Source organism: Paludibacterium flexuosum (assembly GCF_037076605.1).
In the GTDB taxonomy this organism is placed as follows: Bacteria; Pseudomonadota; Gammaproteobacteria; order Burkholderiales; family Chromobacteriaceae; genus Paludibacterium.
Window position 1 is genome coordinate 2661645 of record NZ_AP029060.1, and the last position, 16229, is coordinate 2677873.

Genomic DNA, 16229 nt, shown 5'->3' on the forward strand with positions numbered 1-16229 from the left:
TCACGGCTTTTGCCCTAACACTATTTTCTGCCTTTGGAACGCCTAGTCCAGCGCGCAGCTCACCAAAATATCCTGGCGAATGTGCTGCCCGACCTGCCAATACAGCAAGGTCGTCAGCTCGGCGTTGACAGCGGCCACTGCGCGCTGACGCGCCCCGTCGATCAATTGCTTGAGCTCGGTCAGCAGTGCCGCACTGGGTGTGAGCGCGCTCATACCAGCCGAGTCCTGCCGGTCAGCAGTTCCTGCATCATGCCCTGCTTGAGGGCGCGAGTTTTGGCGAGGCGGGATTCGAGCGCCGCCAGTTCGACGTCCATGTCGGAGAGGACGGTGGCGATGGCGGTTTGTTCGGCTACAGGCGGCAGCGCCCCGACGATACCTTCGATATCACCATGAGAAAGGTGCTTCACCGTTGTAGCGGATGTCTCCGCCTCGATATCCTTCAGTGGTGCCATCAAGAAGTAGTAAGCAAAGATCAGGTCAATCCCGGCGAGAGCACGCAACCTGCCAACTCGCTGGTTCAGCAGCGCCTGGCCTTGTTTCCATTTACACGGCATAAAGTCGCCGTCCATTCCGATAAGTACGTCGCCATCATTCACTAAGTATGAGGACTCGTATCTTCCTGAGTAGTAGACGATCTGATCGTCAGCCTTCAGATCTCGATTCTTCACAAGACGTAGGCCCTGACTCTTATCGTTGAAATGTTCAGAACCAAATGGGAAGCCCACCTGGAACTGGAGGACCGAACCAAGCGTCTTCACCTCCCACGCCCCACTGAACCCCGGCAGACGGGTTTGGCCGGTGAGCAACTGCTGCATCGCGGCTTGCTTGAGGTCTCGCTTCTTGGCAATCAGCTTTTCCAACCCAGCGATCAGTGCGTCAACATCGGACAGTGCGGTGGCGATGGCGCGTTGTTCTGCCAAAGGAGGAACGGGAGCCAGAACCCTACTCAGAGATTCCTGTCCAATGTTGGCACGGACTGCACCTTGTCCCATTTGGATAATTTGGGACCTCAACACTGGGGCACGAAGCGCGTACCCGCAATAGAATGGATCAAGTTGCTTTCCGAGTGGGCGACCACGAATTACGAAACCGCCGAAAACAACTTTCTCAACTCCAATATACGTCGCAGCTAGCGCCAACTCGGAATCAGTTTCTGATGTTCGATTGAACAGCACATCTCCGTGCTTAACAGCATATGTATCGACGACGGAGTCTGGGAGCGTTACCCGTCCAGTAACTTCCTCACCCCGCAGGTGGGAATAGCTAATTGCTTCAAGAACATTGATGAAGCGAATGCCTGCGCCATAGGCGTGCTTTTCCGCATTCACACCATTCTTGAATGAAAATAGTTTACCTAGCTCTGTGATTTCCCAACCCTCGGGGAAAGCTCCGACTTCAGTCTGCTTAAATCCAGGCCTCAGTTCCATATCCCCCCCATGCGCTTGAGGTGCTCGTCCACCTTGGCCGACAACGCGGCCACGTCCTCGACCAGCTGCGGTAGCGGTGTAGCGTAGCGTTCGGCCAGCTCGCGGATGCGCCGGGTCAGGGTCTGGCCCACGCGGTCGAGTTCGGTTTGCAGATCGGCGGCCAGGCGCACCAGCCACTTGTCCTCGATCACCAGTGTCTTGATTTCATCCACCGAGAGCTTGGCGTAGTGGTCGTGCGCGAGCTGGTCGAGCTGGGCGTCGAGCGCCTTGACGGTTTTCTTCAGCGTGCTTTCCTGTTCGCTGAGCTTGAGCCAAGCCTTGAGCACCGCCAGTTCGTCCTTGGCGTCGGCATCCAAGCCGATTTCCTTGATGCGGCTCTTCACCTCGGCGGCATTGATCTTGTCGAAGCCGGAGAACGCCATATCCTCGCCGCTGTGCTCCTCTTCCAGTTCGGCCAGCTGGCTGCTGGCGGCCTCCAGCTCGGCCTGTTGGGCGTCGAGCTTGGCCTGTTCGGCGGCATAGTAGCGGGCGACGATGTAGGGCTTCGGGATCAGGTCGCAGGTCCAGCCCTTGTCCTTCTGCTTGCCCTTCTTGTCGGTCTCGATGATCCGCTCCGGCTTAGCCACCCAGCCATCGGCAGAGATCAGGTATACGTCGTCCTGCATCGTTTCCACCCAGTAGTCCATCAGGTGCTGGTAGACATCGTAGCCATCGATCAGCGGCAGCGGCTTGAAGCTGGCCAGCAGGTCTTCTGCCAGTTGTTCGATGAAGGCCTTGGGATGGTCGCCGGGTTTCAGGCCCTGCATCAGTGGCAGCTGGCGCGCCTTCCAGGCGTCGAAGCGCCGATGGGCTTGCGTGTTGAAGGCGGCAAATTCGGCGTGGCCGAGGATGGCGGACTTGACCTCGGCCAGCGGCAGCGCAAGCTGGCTATAGCCTGGGCGCAGCGAGCTGAAAAGCGTGGCGCGCAGGCCGGGCAGCACCTGCCAGTAGGCGGCCAGCGCGGTGCCTGCGCCAAACAGGTCCCGGTCGGGGATGCCGCCGTTCAGGTGGGCGTCGATGTCCTGAATGTCTTCGGCCTCGCTGCTGTCGATATAGCGCGGCAGGTTGAGGTTGTAGTCGTTCTTGTCTGAGGCGATTTCATCGAGCGGCACTAGGCGCGCATAGCCGGGTACGGTCTCGCCCTTGTTGAAGGTATCGACGATCTTGTGGATGTCTTGCTCGCGCAGGCGGTTCTTGTTGCCGTCCTTGATGAAGCCACGGCTGGCGTCAATCAGCATGATGCCTTTGCGGGCGGCGGCATTTTCCTTGTCCAGCACCAGGATGCAGGCCGGGATGCCGGTGCCGTAGAACAGGTTGGCCGGCAAGCCGATGATGCCCTTGAGGATGCCGGACTGCACCAGCGCCTTGCGGATCACTGCCTCGGCGTTGCCGCGGAACAGCACGCCGTGCGGCAGGATGCAGGCGGCTTTGCCGCTGGATTTCATGCTGCGGATGATGTGCAGCAGGTAAGCGTAATCGCCCTGCTTGGCGGGCGGCACACCCCAAGTAAAGCGCTGATAGGCATCGCCGGCACTGCTCTCGCCCAAGGTCAGGCCGGTGCTCCACTCCTTGTCGGAAAACGGCGGGTTGGCCACCACATAGTCGTAAGTGCGCAGTTGCTCGCCGTCCTTGAACTTCGGGCTGGTGAGGGTATTGCCACTGAGCACGTTGGCAGTCGGGAAGTCGTGCAGGATCATGTTCATCCGCGCCAAGCCAGCGGTGGTGACGTCCTTCTCCTGCCCTTCCAGCGTGATGTGCTTGCCAGCCTCAGCCGCGACTTTGAGCAGCAGCGAGCCGGAGCCGCAGGTGGGGTCGTAGGCGGTAGTCTTGGCCGTGGTGTTGTCCGGCGCGATGCCCAGCACCTTGGCCAGCACACGGCTGACTTCGGACGGGGTGTAGAACTGGCCCTTGCTCTTGCCCGAATCCTGGGCGAAGTGGCGCATCAGGTATTCGTAGGCGTCGCCGAGGATGTCGTCGTGCTCAGCGCGGTTCTTCGAGAAGTCCAGTTCAGGCTTTTGGAAGATGGCAACCAGGGTGGAAAGGCGCTCCACCATCTCCTTGCCTTCGCCGAGCTTGTTCGGGTCGTTGAAGTCGGGGAAGTCGCTGCGCGCGAGGCGGCTGTTGGCGTCGATCAGCGGCTGGATGATCTGGGTGTTGATTTTGTCGCCAATATCGGGCTTGCCCTTGAGCGCTACCATGTCCTGGAAGCTGGCGCCCTTGGGGATCACCACCGGCGGGGCGAAATCGTCGGAGTCAGCGTATTTGTCGCTGATGTATTTGATGAACAGCATGAACAGGACATAGTCCTTGTACTGGCTGGCATCCATGCCGCCGCGTAGGGCATCGCACGATGCCCAAAGTGAGGAATAAAGATCGGATTTTTTGAGGGCCATAGCGGTTTCGTTTGCTTTGCTGCGCACCCTGACGTTCACGCCAAGATGATGGGTCTAATGTTGGCGTTGATGATATCACTCGCCAACAACGTTGGTCGCCAAAGTCATCAGCCAAATGAGGTACCGATTTTCGTGGGATCCTTCAATGGTTTCATAGGCGAGCGAGTCTGGGATTCTGTGATCCGGGAGCAGGTCTACTCCTCCTCCCCCAGCAAATCCCTGCTATAGCACTTCACCAACGCCCCCAGATCAATTTCCAACGCCATCAACTTCAACCGTTCCTGCCGCTGAGCCAACAAGTGCTTAAGCGCCGGTTTTTTATCCGCATTACGGCCATGGTGTAAGAAGCGATGGCAGGTCGGGCAGAGTGCAATGATGTTGGCGCTGACATCGAGCGATTTTTCAAAATGGCTCTGTTCGGCCATGGGGATCAGGTGGTGCGCTTCGATGTAAGGTTTTCCCTTTGCACTAGACAGGAAGGTATGGTGGCTGGGGTCTAGCTCGCACTGGAAGTTGGCGGCCTTGAGCGCTTTGACGGCGTATTTAGGGTTGCGTGGGTATGGGTTGGCTTGTTTCTGGTTGTTGGTTTTGTTTGGAATGTCCACACCACCCACCGGCTCGGCAACTTCTTGGGTTTCGCCCAATTGCTCGAGCACACTCTGCTGGTACTGACTTTCGGTTACCGGTGAGAGTGTCTGCAATGACTTGCCCACCAACTGGAATAAGGTGTCGTAGTGTTGCAGCAAGTGTTCAAAGTCTTGCCGAAATTGGTCTTGCGTGGGTAAGGCGTTGGCCTCGTAGCGATAGCTGACAATGGCGCCTTGCTGATACCCCTTGCCCAGCCTGCCTTTGGTGGCCAAAACAATCTGTCCGGGGATTTCTCTTGGTCGGAGTGTCAGATTGGCGATGGCGCGTTGGGCTGTCTCACTGATTTTGAGCGTTGCGAGCTTGGGGGCGTATTGCTCAGTAAATGCGGTAAACCCTTGGTTCAAGCTGAGGTAGCAAGACTGCATGTCTTCCGAAAACAGTAAGACGATGTAGTAGCCATTCTCTGCGGAGTCGGTGATGGCGGTGCGAAAAACACCCACCCACGGAACTCGCGGCATATTGCCTGATCCGATCGAACCCTTGACGGTGAAGTCTTCGGCACGTTTGCCAAGAAACTGTCGAAATAGCAGGGGAAGGTCATGGAGCAAGCGCTGTTGATCTTTTGCCCCTGCAATCTTGGTAGCCAACCCTTCTGTAAGGCGCTTGGTGTCGAGATAATTCTCGAATACATCGAGTAGTTCGTGCACAGTGTCATCCGCTCGTGTTGGTCTTTTTCGCCTGCCTACTGAGTACCTGTGGTGGTATCTATTAAAACTGGCAGTTTTTTGTAACTGTACACGAATGGCATAATTGCGGGTGTTGACTTACGTCGAATAGGATGAGGGGAGGGCGGGCCCAGTGGACGGTCGATGTGGTTTGTTATTTGGAGAGGGAGACAAGAGCGTGCATCCATCGCAACCCTACGAGCACATGATCTCATCCCTAAGATCAGCCAGAAAGTTGACCAGCGACATGGCACGTTCATGACAAAGAAGTATAGTGCTCTGACACCATTCTTATCCCAGACTACAGCCAACATCATGGATATGCGATCTTCCCATCTGTCGACGTTCATCGATTATTTCCAGCAAGCGTTGCCGCGACTGAAAGAGCGTTATGTCTGGACAATCCCGGATGATCTGCCAGGTTTTCCCGATGCCGGGAAACAAGGCTATGAGCCCAACGTCGCCCTCAAGCGCTTTTTCCATCAAGCCTGGCTTCGTGCGGACTCCGCCAGAAAGCTGGAGTTGGCGGTTGATGTGGTGATCAAATGGGGTGGCGTGCGAGCCAATCAGCCGGAAACCCTGGCCCGTTATGTGCAGGAGGCCGATAAAGCGCAGCCTGAGCTGTCGCTGAAAGGGATTGCCAGTTTTTCAAAGATTCTCTCGATTGTTGCTCCCGATCGCTATGCCATCTACGACGCCAGGGTGGCCGCTTGTCTGAATGCGTTGCAGATTAATCGCGGGGTGACGGCGGGCCTGGCGTTCCACTATGTGCCTGGCCGTAACAATGTGACAGGCAATGTGGCCAAGCAATGTGGTTTTACCCTGATGTCAGTTTTCAAGCGTGAGCAATTGGTGTCTCGGGGTTGGCAAAGTATGCGCAGTCAGGATTGTTATCAAACCTATCTTGATACCTTGCAGGCGTGTTTGCCGCATCTGCCGGGTTATCAGTTGCATGATCTGGAAATGTTGCTGTTTGCGAGTGCCGAGATAGAGTGCCGTCGTGCCATGGACAGTCTGACTAGCCAGAGCGAGGTGATTGCGCTGACCTATGGCGGATCGTTCCGCTTGAACGACCTGATCGCCCAGATCAAGGCATCCGGTCGCGATTACATCATTCAGGGGCAACAGGTTTGCGCGCTGGCCGCGCATACCAAGCCGCACTCGCTGGATTACTGGTTACGCCAGTATGCGAAAAACAAAGATACCAAGCAGGCGGATAATGAGGTGTTGGAGGCGTTGATGGTAACCGGCCGCTTTGATTATGAAGATGAGCTGATCTGCCCGGATACCGGTCGCAAATGTAACGGGCTCCGCCTGCGCCGCTAACCCGCCTCATCAGGCCGTGACCGCCCTTTCTGGGGTTTGGTCGCGGCCTTCTGCTTGTTCTCCACGCCATACATCGCGGACATCTCCGCTACTTTCTCCGCCATTATCTGGCGCAATGACGCCGGTTCCAGCACTTCGATCTGTGGGCCGAAGCTGAGCAGGCCGGCAATCAGGGTGTTGGTCTGCAAGACTTCGGCGCTGTGGCGGTAGTAGTTCTTGCCATCCTTTTTCTCGATGCACTCATCAACGACATGGGTTTGGTTCAGGCGGCTGGCATCCAGCAGGGTATGGGCCTGGCTGCCTGTTTGGGCCAGGAAAACCAGCTTGATCGGCGTCGGCGCTTTGGCAAAATCCAGCTCCCCGGTTTGCAGTGCCCGTTCGAAGCTAAAGGGCTTGATGACGCGTGCGGGTGCCTGCAGTAGCTGCACGTTGCTCATGCGGTGCAGGGCATAGACGACGTGAGTGTCGTCCGGCCTGCTGCCTTTGGCTTTGTGGTTCTCTTCCCGGTCGTAATGGGTGATGAGATAAACGATGGGGCCGCGTTGCAGTACGGCCAGTGGCGACAGAATCGGCGTTGAGGGTTTGGCTGTGCTGCTTTTGTAGGTGATCTGAATTTTGCAGCGTTCTGCCACGGCTTGCAGCACCTTGTACAGCACATCGCCATCGATTTTGGGGGGGGTGAGGCGCAGGTCGCTCGGCGTGATGGCTACCCTGTTTTCATTCAACGCAAGCTGACCATCCAGGGAGGTCAGGTCGCGGATGAGTGCCTGCAGGTCGTCCTGGGTGTTGACATGGGGCAGTCGCTGGCGGATGAGCGGGCCGGCTTCTTGTCGCCATATTTTGGCGAAATACGGTTTGTCCGGATCGCTGCGCCAGGCATAGCGCAGCGGTTTCTGCCCCGGATTGGTGATGGCCAGGTTCAATATCCCGTCATCCTGCTCGTCCGGGTCGCTCATTTGCTGCAGTAGTGCCTGTACGGTGCGAAGGCAGCTGTTTTCCGACAGGGCGCAGAATGCTGCACAGTCTCGCACCTGTGCGGTCAGCTCGCGGGCGGTGCGGCCTTCCGGGTAGCCTTTCAGCAGTGCATAAAGGTGGGTTTTGCGGTCTTCCCGCAATTGCGCGGCGAGTTGGTTGGTCCGGTCTGCCGGGTACTGCCCCATGGTGTCCCCTTGTTGTTTTGCATGCGAATAGTGAATTCGCATGTGATGCTTAAGCTTACTCGCATGAACCCCAGCGCGGCAATCGGCACGCTGGCTTGATGACTCATGAGAGGAGCTTTGCCATGTCTTTTGTTGATCTGATTCCTGATGTTGTCGGTGCCCACATCGAGCGTTTTGCTGCGTTTCTGCACGATCCGGTCAGTTGGCCGGGCAAGGCGCCGCGTGATTGGGCGGTGCATGTGGTGGCGGATGAGGTGCTGCTGGCGCGTCTGCCGGCCACCATCATGACGCGCGATAGTTTGCTGGGGCTGTGTACCGATCCGTCGACGCCGGATGAGGTGTGTTTTTTGGCGGTGTGTGCCTGGGGGGGCATGCGTATCAGTAATGCCCGTCTGGCCTGGGCGCGGCGTGATCTGTGGCTGCCGCTGATTCGGGGGATGCGTTCGCCGGGCTGTCCGTCGCGTGAGGGGCTGTTTGCGCAGTTTGCCGAGGCGCGGGTGCCGGGGCTGGGGCCGGCTTTTTTTACCAAGCTGATGCACTTCTGCGCCGCGGACAAGGGGTGTCTGATCATGGATCAGTGGACCAGCCGCTCGGTGAATTTGCTTTGTGGGACCGAGGTGGTGCGTCTGCTGCGCCAGCCCGGGGCGGTGTCGGTGTCACGGGGCAATCAGGCCGGAAATTATGAGCGGTACTGCCTGGTGGTGGAGACGCTGGCAGCGCAGTTTATGTTGCCGGCTGCGGCGCTGGAGGAGCAATTGTTTGCCGGGGGCGGGCTGCATCGCTGGCGTCAGTATGTGCGTCATTACGGGTAAGGAGGGCACCATGAAAGCGTGGTGGATGGCAGGGTGTCTGCTGTGCTTGCTGGCCGGGTGTGCGGCGGGTCCGTCCGGTCCGTTGGCGGTGGCCACACCGTCGGCACCGCTGGAAGCCGGGTTTGCCGGCGGTCGGCTGAAGCTGGTGTTTGATGCGCAGGGGCGCTGGCTCAGTGTCAGTTCGACGGCGACGGTGCCGATGCTGAGTGCCCTGCCCGGCGCGGGGGAGGAGGCGCTGACGGTGGCGGAGATGAAGGCTCGCCGGCAGATTGCCGAGTTTCTGCAGGTGGAGGTGGCATCCAGGCGCAGTGTGACGGTGCTGAGTCAGACGCTGCAGTCTCAGCAGCCGCAAGCACCGGCTGACGGGGCTGTCGATGAGGAGGCCTCGCCATCGTCGGTGTCGGCGGGGATCGCCAGGCGGTTGAGCGAGCGTCTGGTGCAGTCGTCGCGGGCGATGTTGCGCGGTACGGTGCTGGCAGGGTCGCAGCTGGATGTGGCCAATCGTCAGGCGGTGGTGACGGTGCGGGTGGATCGTCAGAGTCTGTCGGCGGCGACGGGGTTGCAACAGGATCTGGCGGGGGCGCCGTGAGCTGGCGGGGGGGGCTGCTGCTGGTGCTGTGGTGTTGCCGGGGCTGGGCGGATGTCAGTGTGCTGGCCAGTGGGCAGGCGCAGCAGGAGGACGCAGCGGTGCAGCTGGCGCTGGCCGCGGCGATCCGCCAGGCGGCCGGGGTGTGGCTGGTGAGCGAGCAGCAGGCGGCGAAGGGGCGTGTGGTGGCGCAGCGTGAGTCGCAGTATGCCAGTGGTGTGGTGCGTGATTATCAGGTGCTGGGTTGTGAGTCCGCAGAGGGGCTGGTGCGGTGCCGGGTACGGGCGACGGTGTCACAGCAACCTTTGCTGACGTTTGCCCAGCCATCGGATGACGGGCTGGCGGTCAGTGGCAAGGCGGCGGCGGGGGCGCTGGTGGGGCGGGCGCAGCAGTTGGCCGGGGCGCATGCCTTGTTGTCTGCCTTGATCGACCAGCCCTCGGCGGGGGTGTCGGTGCGGGCGGTGGCTTTGGGCTTGCCGGATGACAGTCTGCTGCCTGCCAGTTTGTCACTGACGGTGGGGTTGTCGCTGGACGGGGACTGGCTGGCGCAGTTGTCGGCGCTGTTGTCGCGGCTGGAGGAGGATTTTGCCTGGTTGCCGCCGCTGCCAAGCGGTGGGGTGGCGGTGGTACGCGGCTGGTATGTGCAGCGTTATGCGCTGCGTGAGGTGTCGCTGCTGCAGCAGATCCGCGGGCGTTTGTCGCAGCAGCAGCTGGGGCTGGCGCTGGTGTGGCGCGATGGCGGGCAGGCGGTGCTGGCGCGGCAGTGTTTGTCGGTGGTCACGCATTTGTTCGGACCGAATCCGGTCAGTGTCGGGCGCTGGGGGCGTGGGGTGCTGCGGCCGGGAACGGGCAATGATCCGCTGTGGGTGGCGGATCAGGAGGAGCGGCATCGTCTGGCGGTGTCGCTGCCGGTGGGGGTGCTGGCGGCGGTGCGGTCGGTGCAGGTTCAGGTGGGGTGCGATTCGGGAGGGTAGATCATGTCTCAGTTGTCGGTGTGTCTGAGTGCGCTGGATGAGGACGGGCTGGCGTCGGCGTTTCGGGAGATTGGCGAGGCGTTTCAGCATCAGCTGTTATTGCAGACATTGTTTGGCTGCAAGACGACTTTGCTGTTTTTTGCGCTGGATCCCGCCGGGCTGGCCGAGGGGGTGCTCTGGCTGGAGGTGTTGCTGGTGCTGTGCGGCCAGTCGAAGCCGTATGGTGAACGTGATGTGCGGCTGGTACAGCAGTGTGTGGTGAGCCGGGCGAAGGCGGTGTTTGCCGAGCAGTTCCGTCTGCATGGTGTGGCGCTGGCGGCGGTTCCGGTGCAGGTATCGCTGTCGCTGGCGGATTGGTCTGGGCGGGGGTAGTTGTCCCTCACACCGCGACAAGCCCTGTCACCGTCTATAAAGTGGCTGGCGCGGCGGCCAGTGTCGGTTATTGGTGGCATCAGGACCGGCGTTCGCAGGTCGGGCTGTATGTTAGCCTGTTTGTGCTTTTTATCGAGAAAAGTACGCTGTCGTTCGGCGTCTTGGGTACTTTTGTCCTCGCGGCGGTGATCAGTTTTGGGGGGATGTCGCTCAAGGTGGGGTTGCTGGGTGTTGAGCGGCAATCCAGCTAGTTTGCCTGTCATGACTACTGCCGGATGGCGCGTCCCCAGGCGTTAAAAACCCCGCACAGTGCAAGGCTGTGCGGGGTTTTGTTCATCTTGTCCAGTCGAGCCCCCCCGGACTGTCTTTCGCCCCGGGGTAGTCCCTGTCTCAGCCAAAAGTGACCGGGCCATGATAACAGCTGGCTGCGCCCCCTCACTCCTCTCGCGTCTTCAGCTCGGCAAACTTGGCCGCCATGGTCGGGTTGCCCCGGGTCAGTTTCTTGATGGTGACGTCCTGTGCCTTGTCGTTGGCCAGCCGCAGGTTGCGGTCGGTGCCGAGCAGGGCTTCTTTGGTTTTTTGCAGGTGGTCGATGGATTTGTCGATTTCGTCGATGGCGGTCTGGAAGCGGCGCGAGGCCAGGTCGTAGTTTTTGGCGAAGGCGCTCTTGAAGGTATCCAGCTCGTCTTCAAAGCGGGTGATGTCGATGTTCTGTGCCTTGACCAGCGCCAGTTCGGTTTTGTATTGCAGCGAGTTCATGGCGGCGTTGCGCAGCAGGGTGATGATGGGGATAAAGAACTGCGGCCGCACGACGTACATCTTGGGGTAGCGGTGGAAGACGTCGACGATGCCGGTGTTGTAGAGCTCGCTGTCGGGTTCCAGCAGCGAAACCAGCACGGCGTATTCGCAGCCTTTTTCCTGACGGTCTTTGTCGAGTTCTTTCAAAAAGTCTTCGTTCTTGCTCTTGGTGGCGGTGAAGTCGCTTTCGTTCTTCATTTCGAACATGATGGACACGATTTCGGTGCCGTTTTCGTCATGATCGCGGAAGATGAAGTCGCCCTTGCTGCCGCTGCGCGCGTCGTTGTCTTTTTCGAAGTAGGCACGCGGAAAGGCGGTGGCGCGGATGCGGTTGAATTCGGTTTCGCAGTGCTGTTCCAGGGTTTCGCCCACCATTTTGGTGGAGAGCCGCGCTTTCATGTCGCGCAGGCGCTCGATGGCGTCGTCGCGGTCTTTGATCTGGGTTTCGTATTTGTCTTTGAGCGATTGCTCGGCCAGCTGTTTTTCCAGTTCGGCGCGGGCCAGCCCGTTTTGCAGCTGGTCGCGTTCTTTTTCGATGGCGCTGACGGCCTGGTTGATGGCCAACTGCTGGCTCATCTGGTTAGCTTCCAGCTGCGCCTTGAGTTGCTGGATCTGGCTTTCTTTCTCTGCGGCGGTTTGTTGCAGGGCGGCCTGCAGCTGAGCGGCGGCCAGGGCGGCAGCGGCCTGTTGTTCCTGTCGGACCTGGGCCAGCTGGTGTGCCAGTTCGTCGCGCTGTTTTTCGCTGGCGCTCAGGGCTTCGTTGACGGCCAGCTGGCGGGTGACTTCGCTGGCGTCGATTTTGGCTTGCAGGGCCAGGATTTCAGCTTCTTTGTCGGCGGCGGTCTTTTGCAGTTCGGCTGCCAGCTGGCTGCGCGCGAGCTCGACGGCGCTCTGCTTGTCGCGCTCGGCCAGTTCCAGTCGTTCGTGCAGTTGCTGTTCGAAGGCGGCATCGCGCACTTGTTGCAGGATGTCGGCGTAGCCGGCTTCGTCAATTTTGAAGGCTTTGCCGCAGTGTGGGCAGAGGATGTCGTGCATGGGGGATCCTTGGCGGTGAGCATGTCATATTTCACCATGATGACGCGTCAATATGCGTCGCGCGGTGCTTGAGCTGGTGCTGTATGGATTGGAACAGAACTGCTTTTTGCGTGGAAGACGCGTGAAAAAACCCGCATCAGCCTGGGCTGTGCGGGCCTTGGTTTGTCACGTTAAAGGGTTATTGCGGCATTTGCTTCACAAAGGCCTGGAAATCGTTGTTGCTGCGTACCTTATCAAAATCAGGGTCTTTGGCAAGCATGTCGACACGCGTGAAGCCATTGGCTACAGCACTCTGCAAATACTTGATTGCTGCAGCCGCATCGCCATCTCGTGCTGATAATGCAGCCATGTTGTACCAGGCGAGACTATCTTTGGGGTTGAATTTCAGTGCATCGTCCAGATGCGCCTTCGCCGAGCTCATATCCCCCTGCTGTAAGGCCAGGGCGAACTCATTTACGGCCACTTTGGCTTTGGTCAGGTTCAGATCTTGTGCAGCCAACGTACTGTTGCCTTGTTGCTGTTCTTGCTCGGCCTTGGCAAAACCTGCCTTGATTTCGGCGTCTGAATACACGGTTTTGATGGTCAGGGCCGGCTTGAGGGCTTCAACCACTGCCTTGGCTGGTTTGGTCGTGGCAACCGGGACCGGCTTGGGGGCGACATGAGAAAATTTCTCATATGCCAGGTAACCACCGAATGAACAAATGCCAACTACGATCACGCTGAGGGCCGTGATGAGCACGATGTTCTTGTTGCCTGGCTTAGGGAGGGTTTGCCCGTCAGTAGTCGATGTGCCCGATGCGTGAAGGGGGGCTCCACACTCCGGGCAGACCGGGTCGGCGCTCATGCCTGGCTCAATCGGCAGTCGCTGGTCGGCTTTGTCGCAAGAGCCGTAATTTGTACATTTGTAAGCTGTCATGGATCACTACCAAGTATGTAAAAACAGATGCCAAAAGATCATGGCTGTCCTTTATGCCGGCTGCTCCCGTCCAAGCCGTTGCTTGATGGCCGGCAGGGCTGCACGGAATGCTTTGTAACGCTCATCCTGTAAATCGCCCCCCACCCAATCTTTGACTTGATTGATGAGTGCAATCACCTTGGCGAGCCATTCGCGGCGCAGATCCTCATGGTTGGTTTTTTTCAGTTCAGCAGTCACCAGTTTGCTGACCAGACCCAGTGCCTTTTGATCGGTGATGTTGGCGACTTCCAAGAAGTGGCTGATTTGCAGGGGGAGCTCTTCAGCGAGTCCATCGGCATCAAGGTACTGTAGTACGGTCTCTGTCTTCCCGGTGCTGACACTTTTCCTGTCCAGAATAAAGTGCATGGCATGGGCCAGCATCAGATCCGGCAATTTCTGGGCGGCCAGTTCTTGCCCGCTGGGGACGAACAGGGGTTGCAGGACCTCTTCACCCTCAAGATGTAACAGCACGCTATTGGTATCGGAACTGGCTTTGCGGCTTTCGTAGCGCTTGTGCAGCATTTCCAGCGGCTTGATGAAGCGTAGTGGGAAGAGATTGTCGACTCGCAGGACGGTCAGTTCGTTGGGGCGAACGCCTTCGCGTATGACGGTCATGTTTTCAATTTGGCTTTGGGCGTGGAAGGCCTGGACCAGGCGATCGGCAAACTCCGGGCGTTCTTTGCATTCTGGCAAGAATAGCGCAGCGACCTTCAGGTGTTTGGCTTCGTTGTCGATGCCAGGTCCGCGACGATCTTCTTCAATCCGGTCAAAGCTCATATAGACATTGGCCTGGGCCAGGACATCCCGGGCGAAGTCATTGACTTTGTCATCACTGCCGAGTTCTTCGTACAGTTTTTGGACAATGTTGACACCGAGTACGCGGCGCTGTTCATTACCCATGGACTCATGAGCCAGTTGAACCGAGTTGTCTGATACGCGTTCCAGCAGGTCAGTCAGATCCTGGCGATCAAGGCGTTGCACCATGTCGGTGAATCCACTGCCTTCGCTGCCAAGCCGAGTGAGAATTTCATTACGGACGGCCTGGGCATGCTCGCGTTGGCGAGCTTCATTGGTCAAGAATCGCTTATTCAGGTCTAGAACATCATCACGGTTGTAGACGCGCTGCTTGTATTCGTTGTCGTCACTGTCCGCTCGACAACGGGATGCAGACTGCTGTTGGAAGTCTTCGACGGCAGCATTGAAGGTGGCGCGTAGCCTGTCCACTTCAATACACAGGTTGGTGACTTGAGAAATGAGCTCTTCCAGGAGCTTTTTGGCAAAGCCCCAGGCTTCTGCCAGCGTACGCAGGCTGTAGTACTGCTCCATCGGTCCCGAAACTTCGGTCAGCAGTGTGCTCCAGTTGCGTACCATTTTGGTCAGGGCCCATTGCTTGTTCCATTCCTGGACTGCCCGGTCAATCTGAGCGTAGGTTTCTTCGGATTTGGCCTGGCACTTGAGTTGGTTCTCGCCTGCAAAGCGGTATTTCTCTTGCAGCAGTTCGGTCAGAATGGTCAATAACCGATGAACTTCACTGATTGAACGGGAGCCAGATTTCCACTCCTGGAATAGCCCCTGCTCAAGGTTTCGACAAATATGACGGGCAATGTCGACTTTGGCCTTTTGCTTGGTTTCATAGAATCGTTTCACCCCGCCAGCTGCACGGTATCCCTCATCAAATACGCGCTCGCAGCGGAGTTTCAACTCATCGAATAGCCGCTCTTTGTATTTTTCTTCTTCCTGTACGCTGGTTTTGGCTGTGGTGATGACCGTGTTCCAGAAGTCATTGATGGGTTTCCATCGCACGTTGTTGGCATCATCGGGCAAAATGCCACGAGAGAGGGTCAGATGCTCGTCAGAGAGCATCCAGTGCGCCAGGTTCTCTGGTTTGCGTACTTCAGAGTAAAGGTCGACGGCGCGCGGTTCATCCAGATAGCCAAGGCCATCTGCCCAGTTGTTGTACATCAGTTGCAAGGTTGCGCTGCGGGCAAAGTTGAACGTCAGGAATTCTTGGATTTCTTCTTCTGGGACAACCAACCGTTTGATGCCGAATGCCAGGAATCGCTTTGAGCGTTGCGCAATATGGGAGTCTTCAGGCGCAGTTTCATTTGCCTTGTCTCCATTTTCAGAGTTCTCTGACTTGAAGAGCCCTGTCCAGTGCGTACCCAGGGTCTTTTGGTAAATAAAGTCGGCCACAATGTTGGGTAGCGTTTCGCTGACATCAACAATGTGATGGCTTTCGTTTTCATTGGTAAAAACGTAGCAGCCATTGAAAACAGGATCGACCAGTTTGAGTGGTTGCCCATCATTGACAATGTCTACCGGGTTGAAGCTCCCGACATTGAGTGCGTTCAATTCTGCCAATGCAGCATAACCGTTGGCATGATAGTTGCCGCTATCCCAACCGGGCTTTGGTTGAGCTTCCGGCAGCAAGGCGTAAATCAGAATGCGATAGTCTTTGGGGTCTTTTCCCTGTTCTGACAGCATATGCCGCAGTTGTGCGACCACATCAACGACTGCGCCACTACCAGTACCACCGGCCAGGCCGCAGCAAATGTGGAAGGTCACTCGAGCATCTCTGGCCGAGTCGGTCAGTACCTTGACTCTGCCCTGGATCTTGGCCATTAAGTCGCGGCCTTTGCTGGCGATCAACATGCGACCAAATTTACGTCGCTGCCCGCCTTGTGCCGAATCGATATTGGTTTTTGCCAGAGACCTGAAGACATCAATCGGTTTCAGCCATGGCGCAATGTTGGGGAAGCTGTCGAGCTGATCCAGCATTTTATCGATGCGAGCACCTTCAATGAGCAATTTCTGACTGTCGTCCAGATGAAGGTCCTGCCCTGCAATACGCCATCCATGCGCTTTGTTGCTCATCGCATGTGGGTCAGAGTCGACATAGAGAAATTCGAACTTCACGGTTTGGTCAGGGTTGCGATCACTGGCAATAGCCTTGCGCAACTCTCGCAAGATATTCCCACCTGTCCCGCCTAAACCAATGATCATGTGGTTGCGAGTTTGTACGAAATCAGCGCTCATAAA

The 16229-nt window shown here is 57.8% G+C and carries 13 protein-coding genes; 5 read left to right on the forward strand and 8 right to left on the reverse strand.

Features of this window, described 5'->3' with window-relative positions; translation table 11 throughout:
• Window positions 1–42: 42 nt before the first annotated feature.
• From AACH39_RS12625 to AACH39_RS12640, 4 genes are all read right to left on the reverse strand, one after another.
• On the reverse strand, window positions 43–213 hold the full coding sequence (locus AACH39_RS12625; RefSeq protein ID WP_338620201.1) for a hypothetical protein: 171 nt from the start codon (window positions 211–213) through the stop codon (window positions 43–45).
• Window positions 210–1427 (reverse strand): restriction endonuclease subunit S, encoded by a 1218-nt coding sequence (locus AACH39_RS12630; protein WP_338620202.1) that lies wholly within the window; start codon window positions 1425–1427, stop codon window positions 210–212. The genes AACH39_RS12625 and AACH39_RS12630 overlap by 4 nt, the downstream gene beginning before the upstream one ends.
• Entirely contained in the window at window positions 1418–3859 is a 2442-nt protein-coding gene (locus AACH39_RS12635; RefSeq protein WP_338620203.1) for an N-6 DNA methylase, read from the reverse strand. Before AACH39_RS12635 ends, AACH39_RS12630 begins: the two co-directional genes overlap by 10 nt.
• A gap of 194 nt (window positions 3860–4053) precedes the next feature.
• A complete protein-coding gene (locus AACH39_RS12640) occupies window positions 4054–5154 on the reverse strand; it encodes a DUF3578 domain-containing protein (protein WP_338620204.1) in 1101 nt (366 codons plus the stop codon).
• Window positions 5155–5430: 276 nt separating this feature from the next.
• Here AACH39_RS12640 and AACH39_RS12645 point away from each other — a divergent pair, with 276 nt between their 5' ends.
• Window positions 5431–6498, forward strand: a complete 1068-nt coding sequence (locus AACH39_RS12645) for a hypothetical protein (RefSeq protein ID WP_338620206.1) — start codon at window positions 5431–5433, stop codon at window positions 6496–6498.
• Here AACH39_RS12645 and AACH39_RS12650 read toward each other — a convergent pair.
• Entirely contained in the window at window positions 6495–7700 is a 1206-nt protein-coding gene (locus AACH39_RS12650) for a WYL domain-containing protein (protein WP_338620208.1), read from the reverse strand. The genes AACH39_RS12645 and AACH39_RS12650 overlap by 4 nt on opposite strands.
• A gap of 80 nt (window positions 7701–7780) precedes the next feature.
• Here AACH39_RS12650 and AACH39_RS12655 point away from each other — a divergent pair, with 80 nt between their 5' ends.
• From AACH39_RS12655 to AACH39_RS12670, 4 genes are read left to right on the forward strand one after another with little or no spacing between them, the layout of a single operon-like run.
• Entirely contained in the window at window positions 7781–8470 is a 690-nt protein-coding gene (locus AACH39_RS12655; RefSeq protein WP_338620210.1) for a hypothetical protein, read from the forward strand.
• Between the two features lie 10 nt (window positions 8471–8480).
• Window positions 8481–9059 carry a hypothetical protein gene (locus AACH39_RS12660; RefSeq protein WP_338620212.1) on the forward strand — a complete coding sequence of 193 codons (579 nt, stop codon included), beginning with the start codon at window positions 8481–8483 and terminating at the stop codon, window positions 9057–9059.
• Window positions 9056–10030: a hypothetical protein gene (locus tag AACH39_RS12665; RefSeq protein ID WP_338620213.1), complete on the forward strand. Its 975-nt coding sequence runs from the start codon at window positions 9056–9058 to the stop codon at window positions 10028–10030. The genes AACH39_RS12660 and AACH39_RS12665 overlap by 4 nt, the downstream gene beginning before the upstream one ends.
• Before the next feature lie 3 nt (window positions 10031–10033).
• Window positions 10034–10402, forward strand: coding sequence for a hypothetical protein (locus AACH39_RS12670; protein WP_338620215.1), 369 nt, complete (start codon window positions 10034–10036; stop codon window positions 10400–10402).
• 435 nt (window positions 10403–10837) lie between these two features.
• Here the strand turns inward: AACH39_RS12670 and AACH39_RS12675 are convergent, their stop codons facing one another.
• From AACH39_RS12675 to AACH39_RS12685, 3 genes are all read right to left on the reverse strand, one after another.
• Window positions 10838–12235: a DUF2130 domain-containing protein gene (locus tag AACH39_RS12675; RefSeq protein WP_338620217.1), complete on the reverse strand. Its 1398-nt coding sequence runs from the start codon at window positions 12233–12235 to the stop codon at window positions 10838–10840.
• 178 nt (window positions 12236–12413) lie between these two features.
• Entirely contained in the window at window positions 12414–13079 is a 666-nt protein-coding gene (locus tag AACH39_RS12680) for a tetratricopeptide repeat protein (RefSeq protein WP_338620219.1), read from the reverse strand.
• Between the two features lie 123 nt (window positions 13080–13202).
• Window positions 13203–16226 carry a tubulin-like doman-containing protein gene (locus AACH39_RS12685; protein WP_338620221.1) on the reverse strand — a complete coding sequence of 1008 codons (3024 nt, stop codon included), beginning with the start codon at window positions 16224–16226 and terminating at the stop codon, window positions 13203–13205.
• Window positions 16227–16229 lie beyond the last annotated feature (3 nt).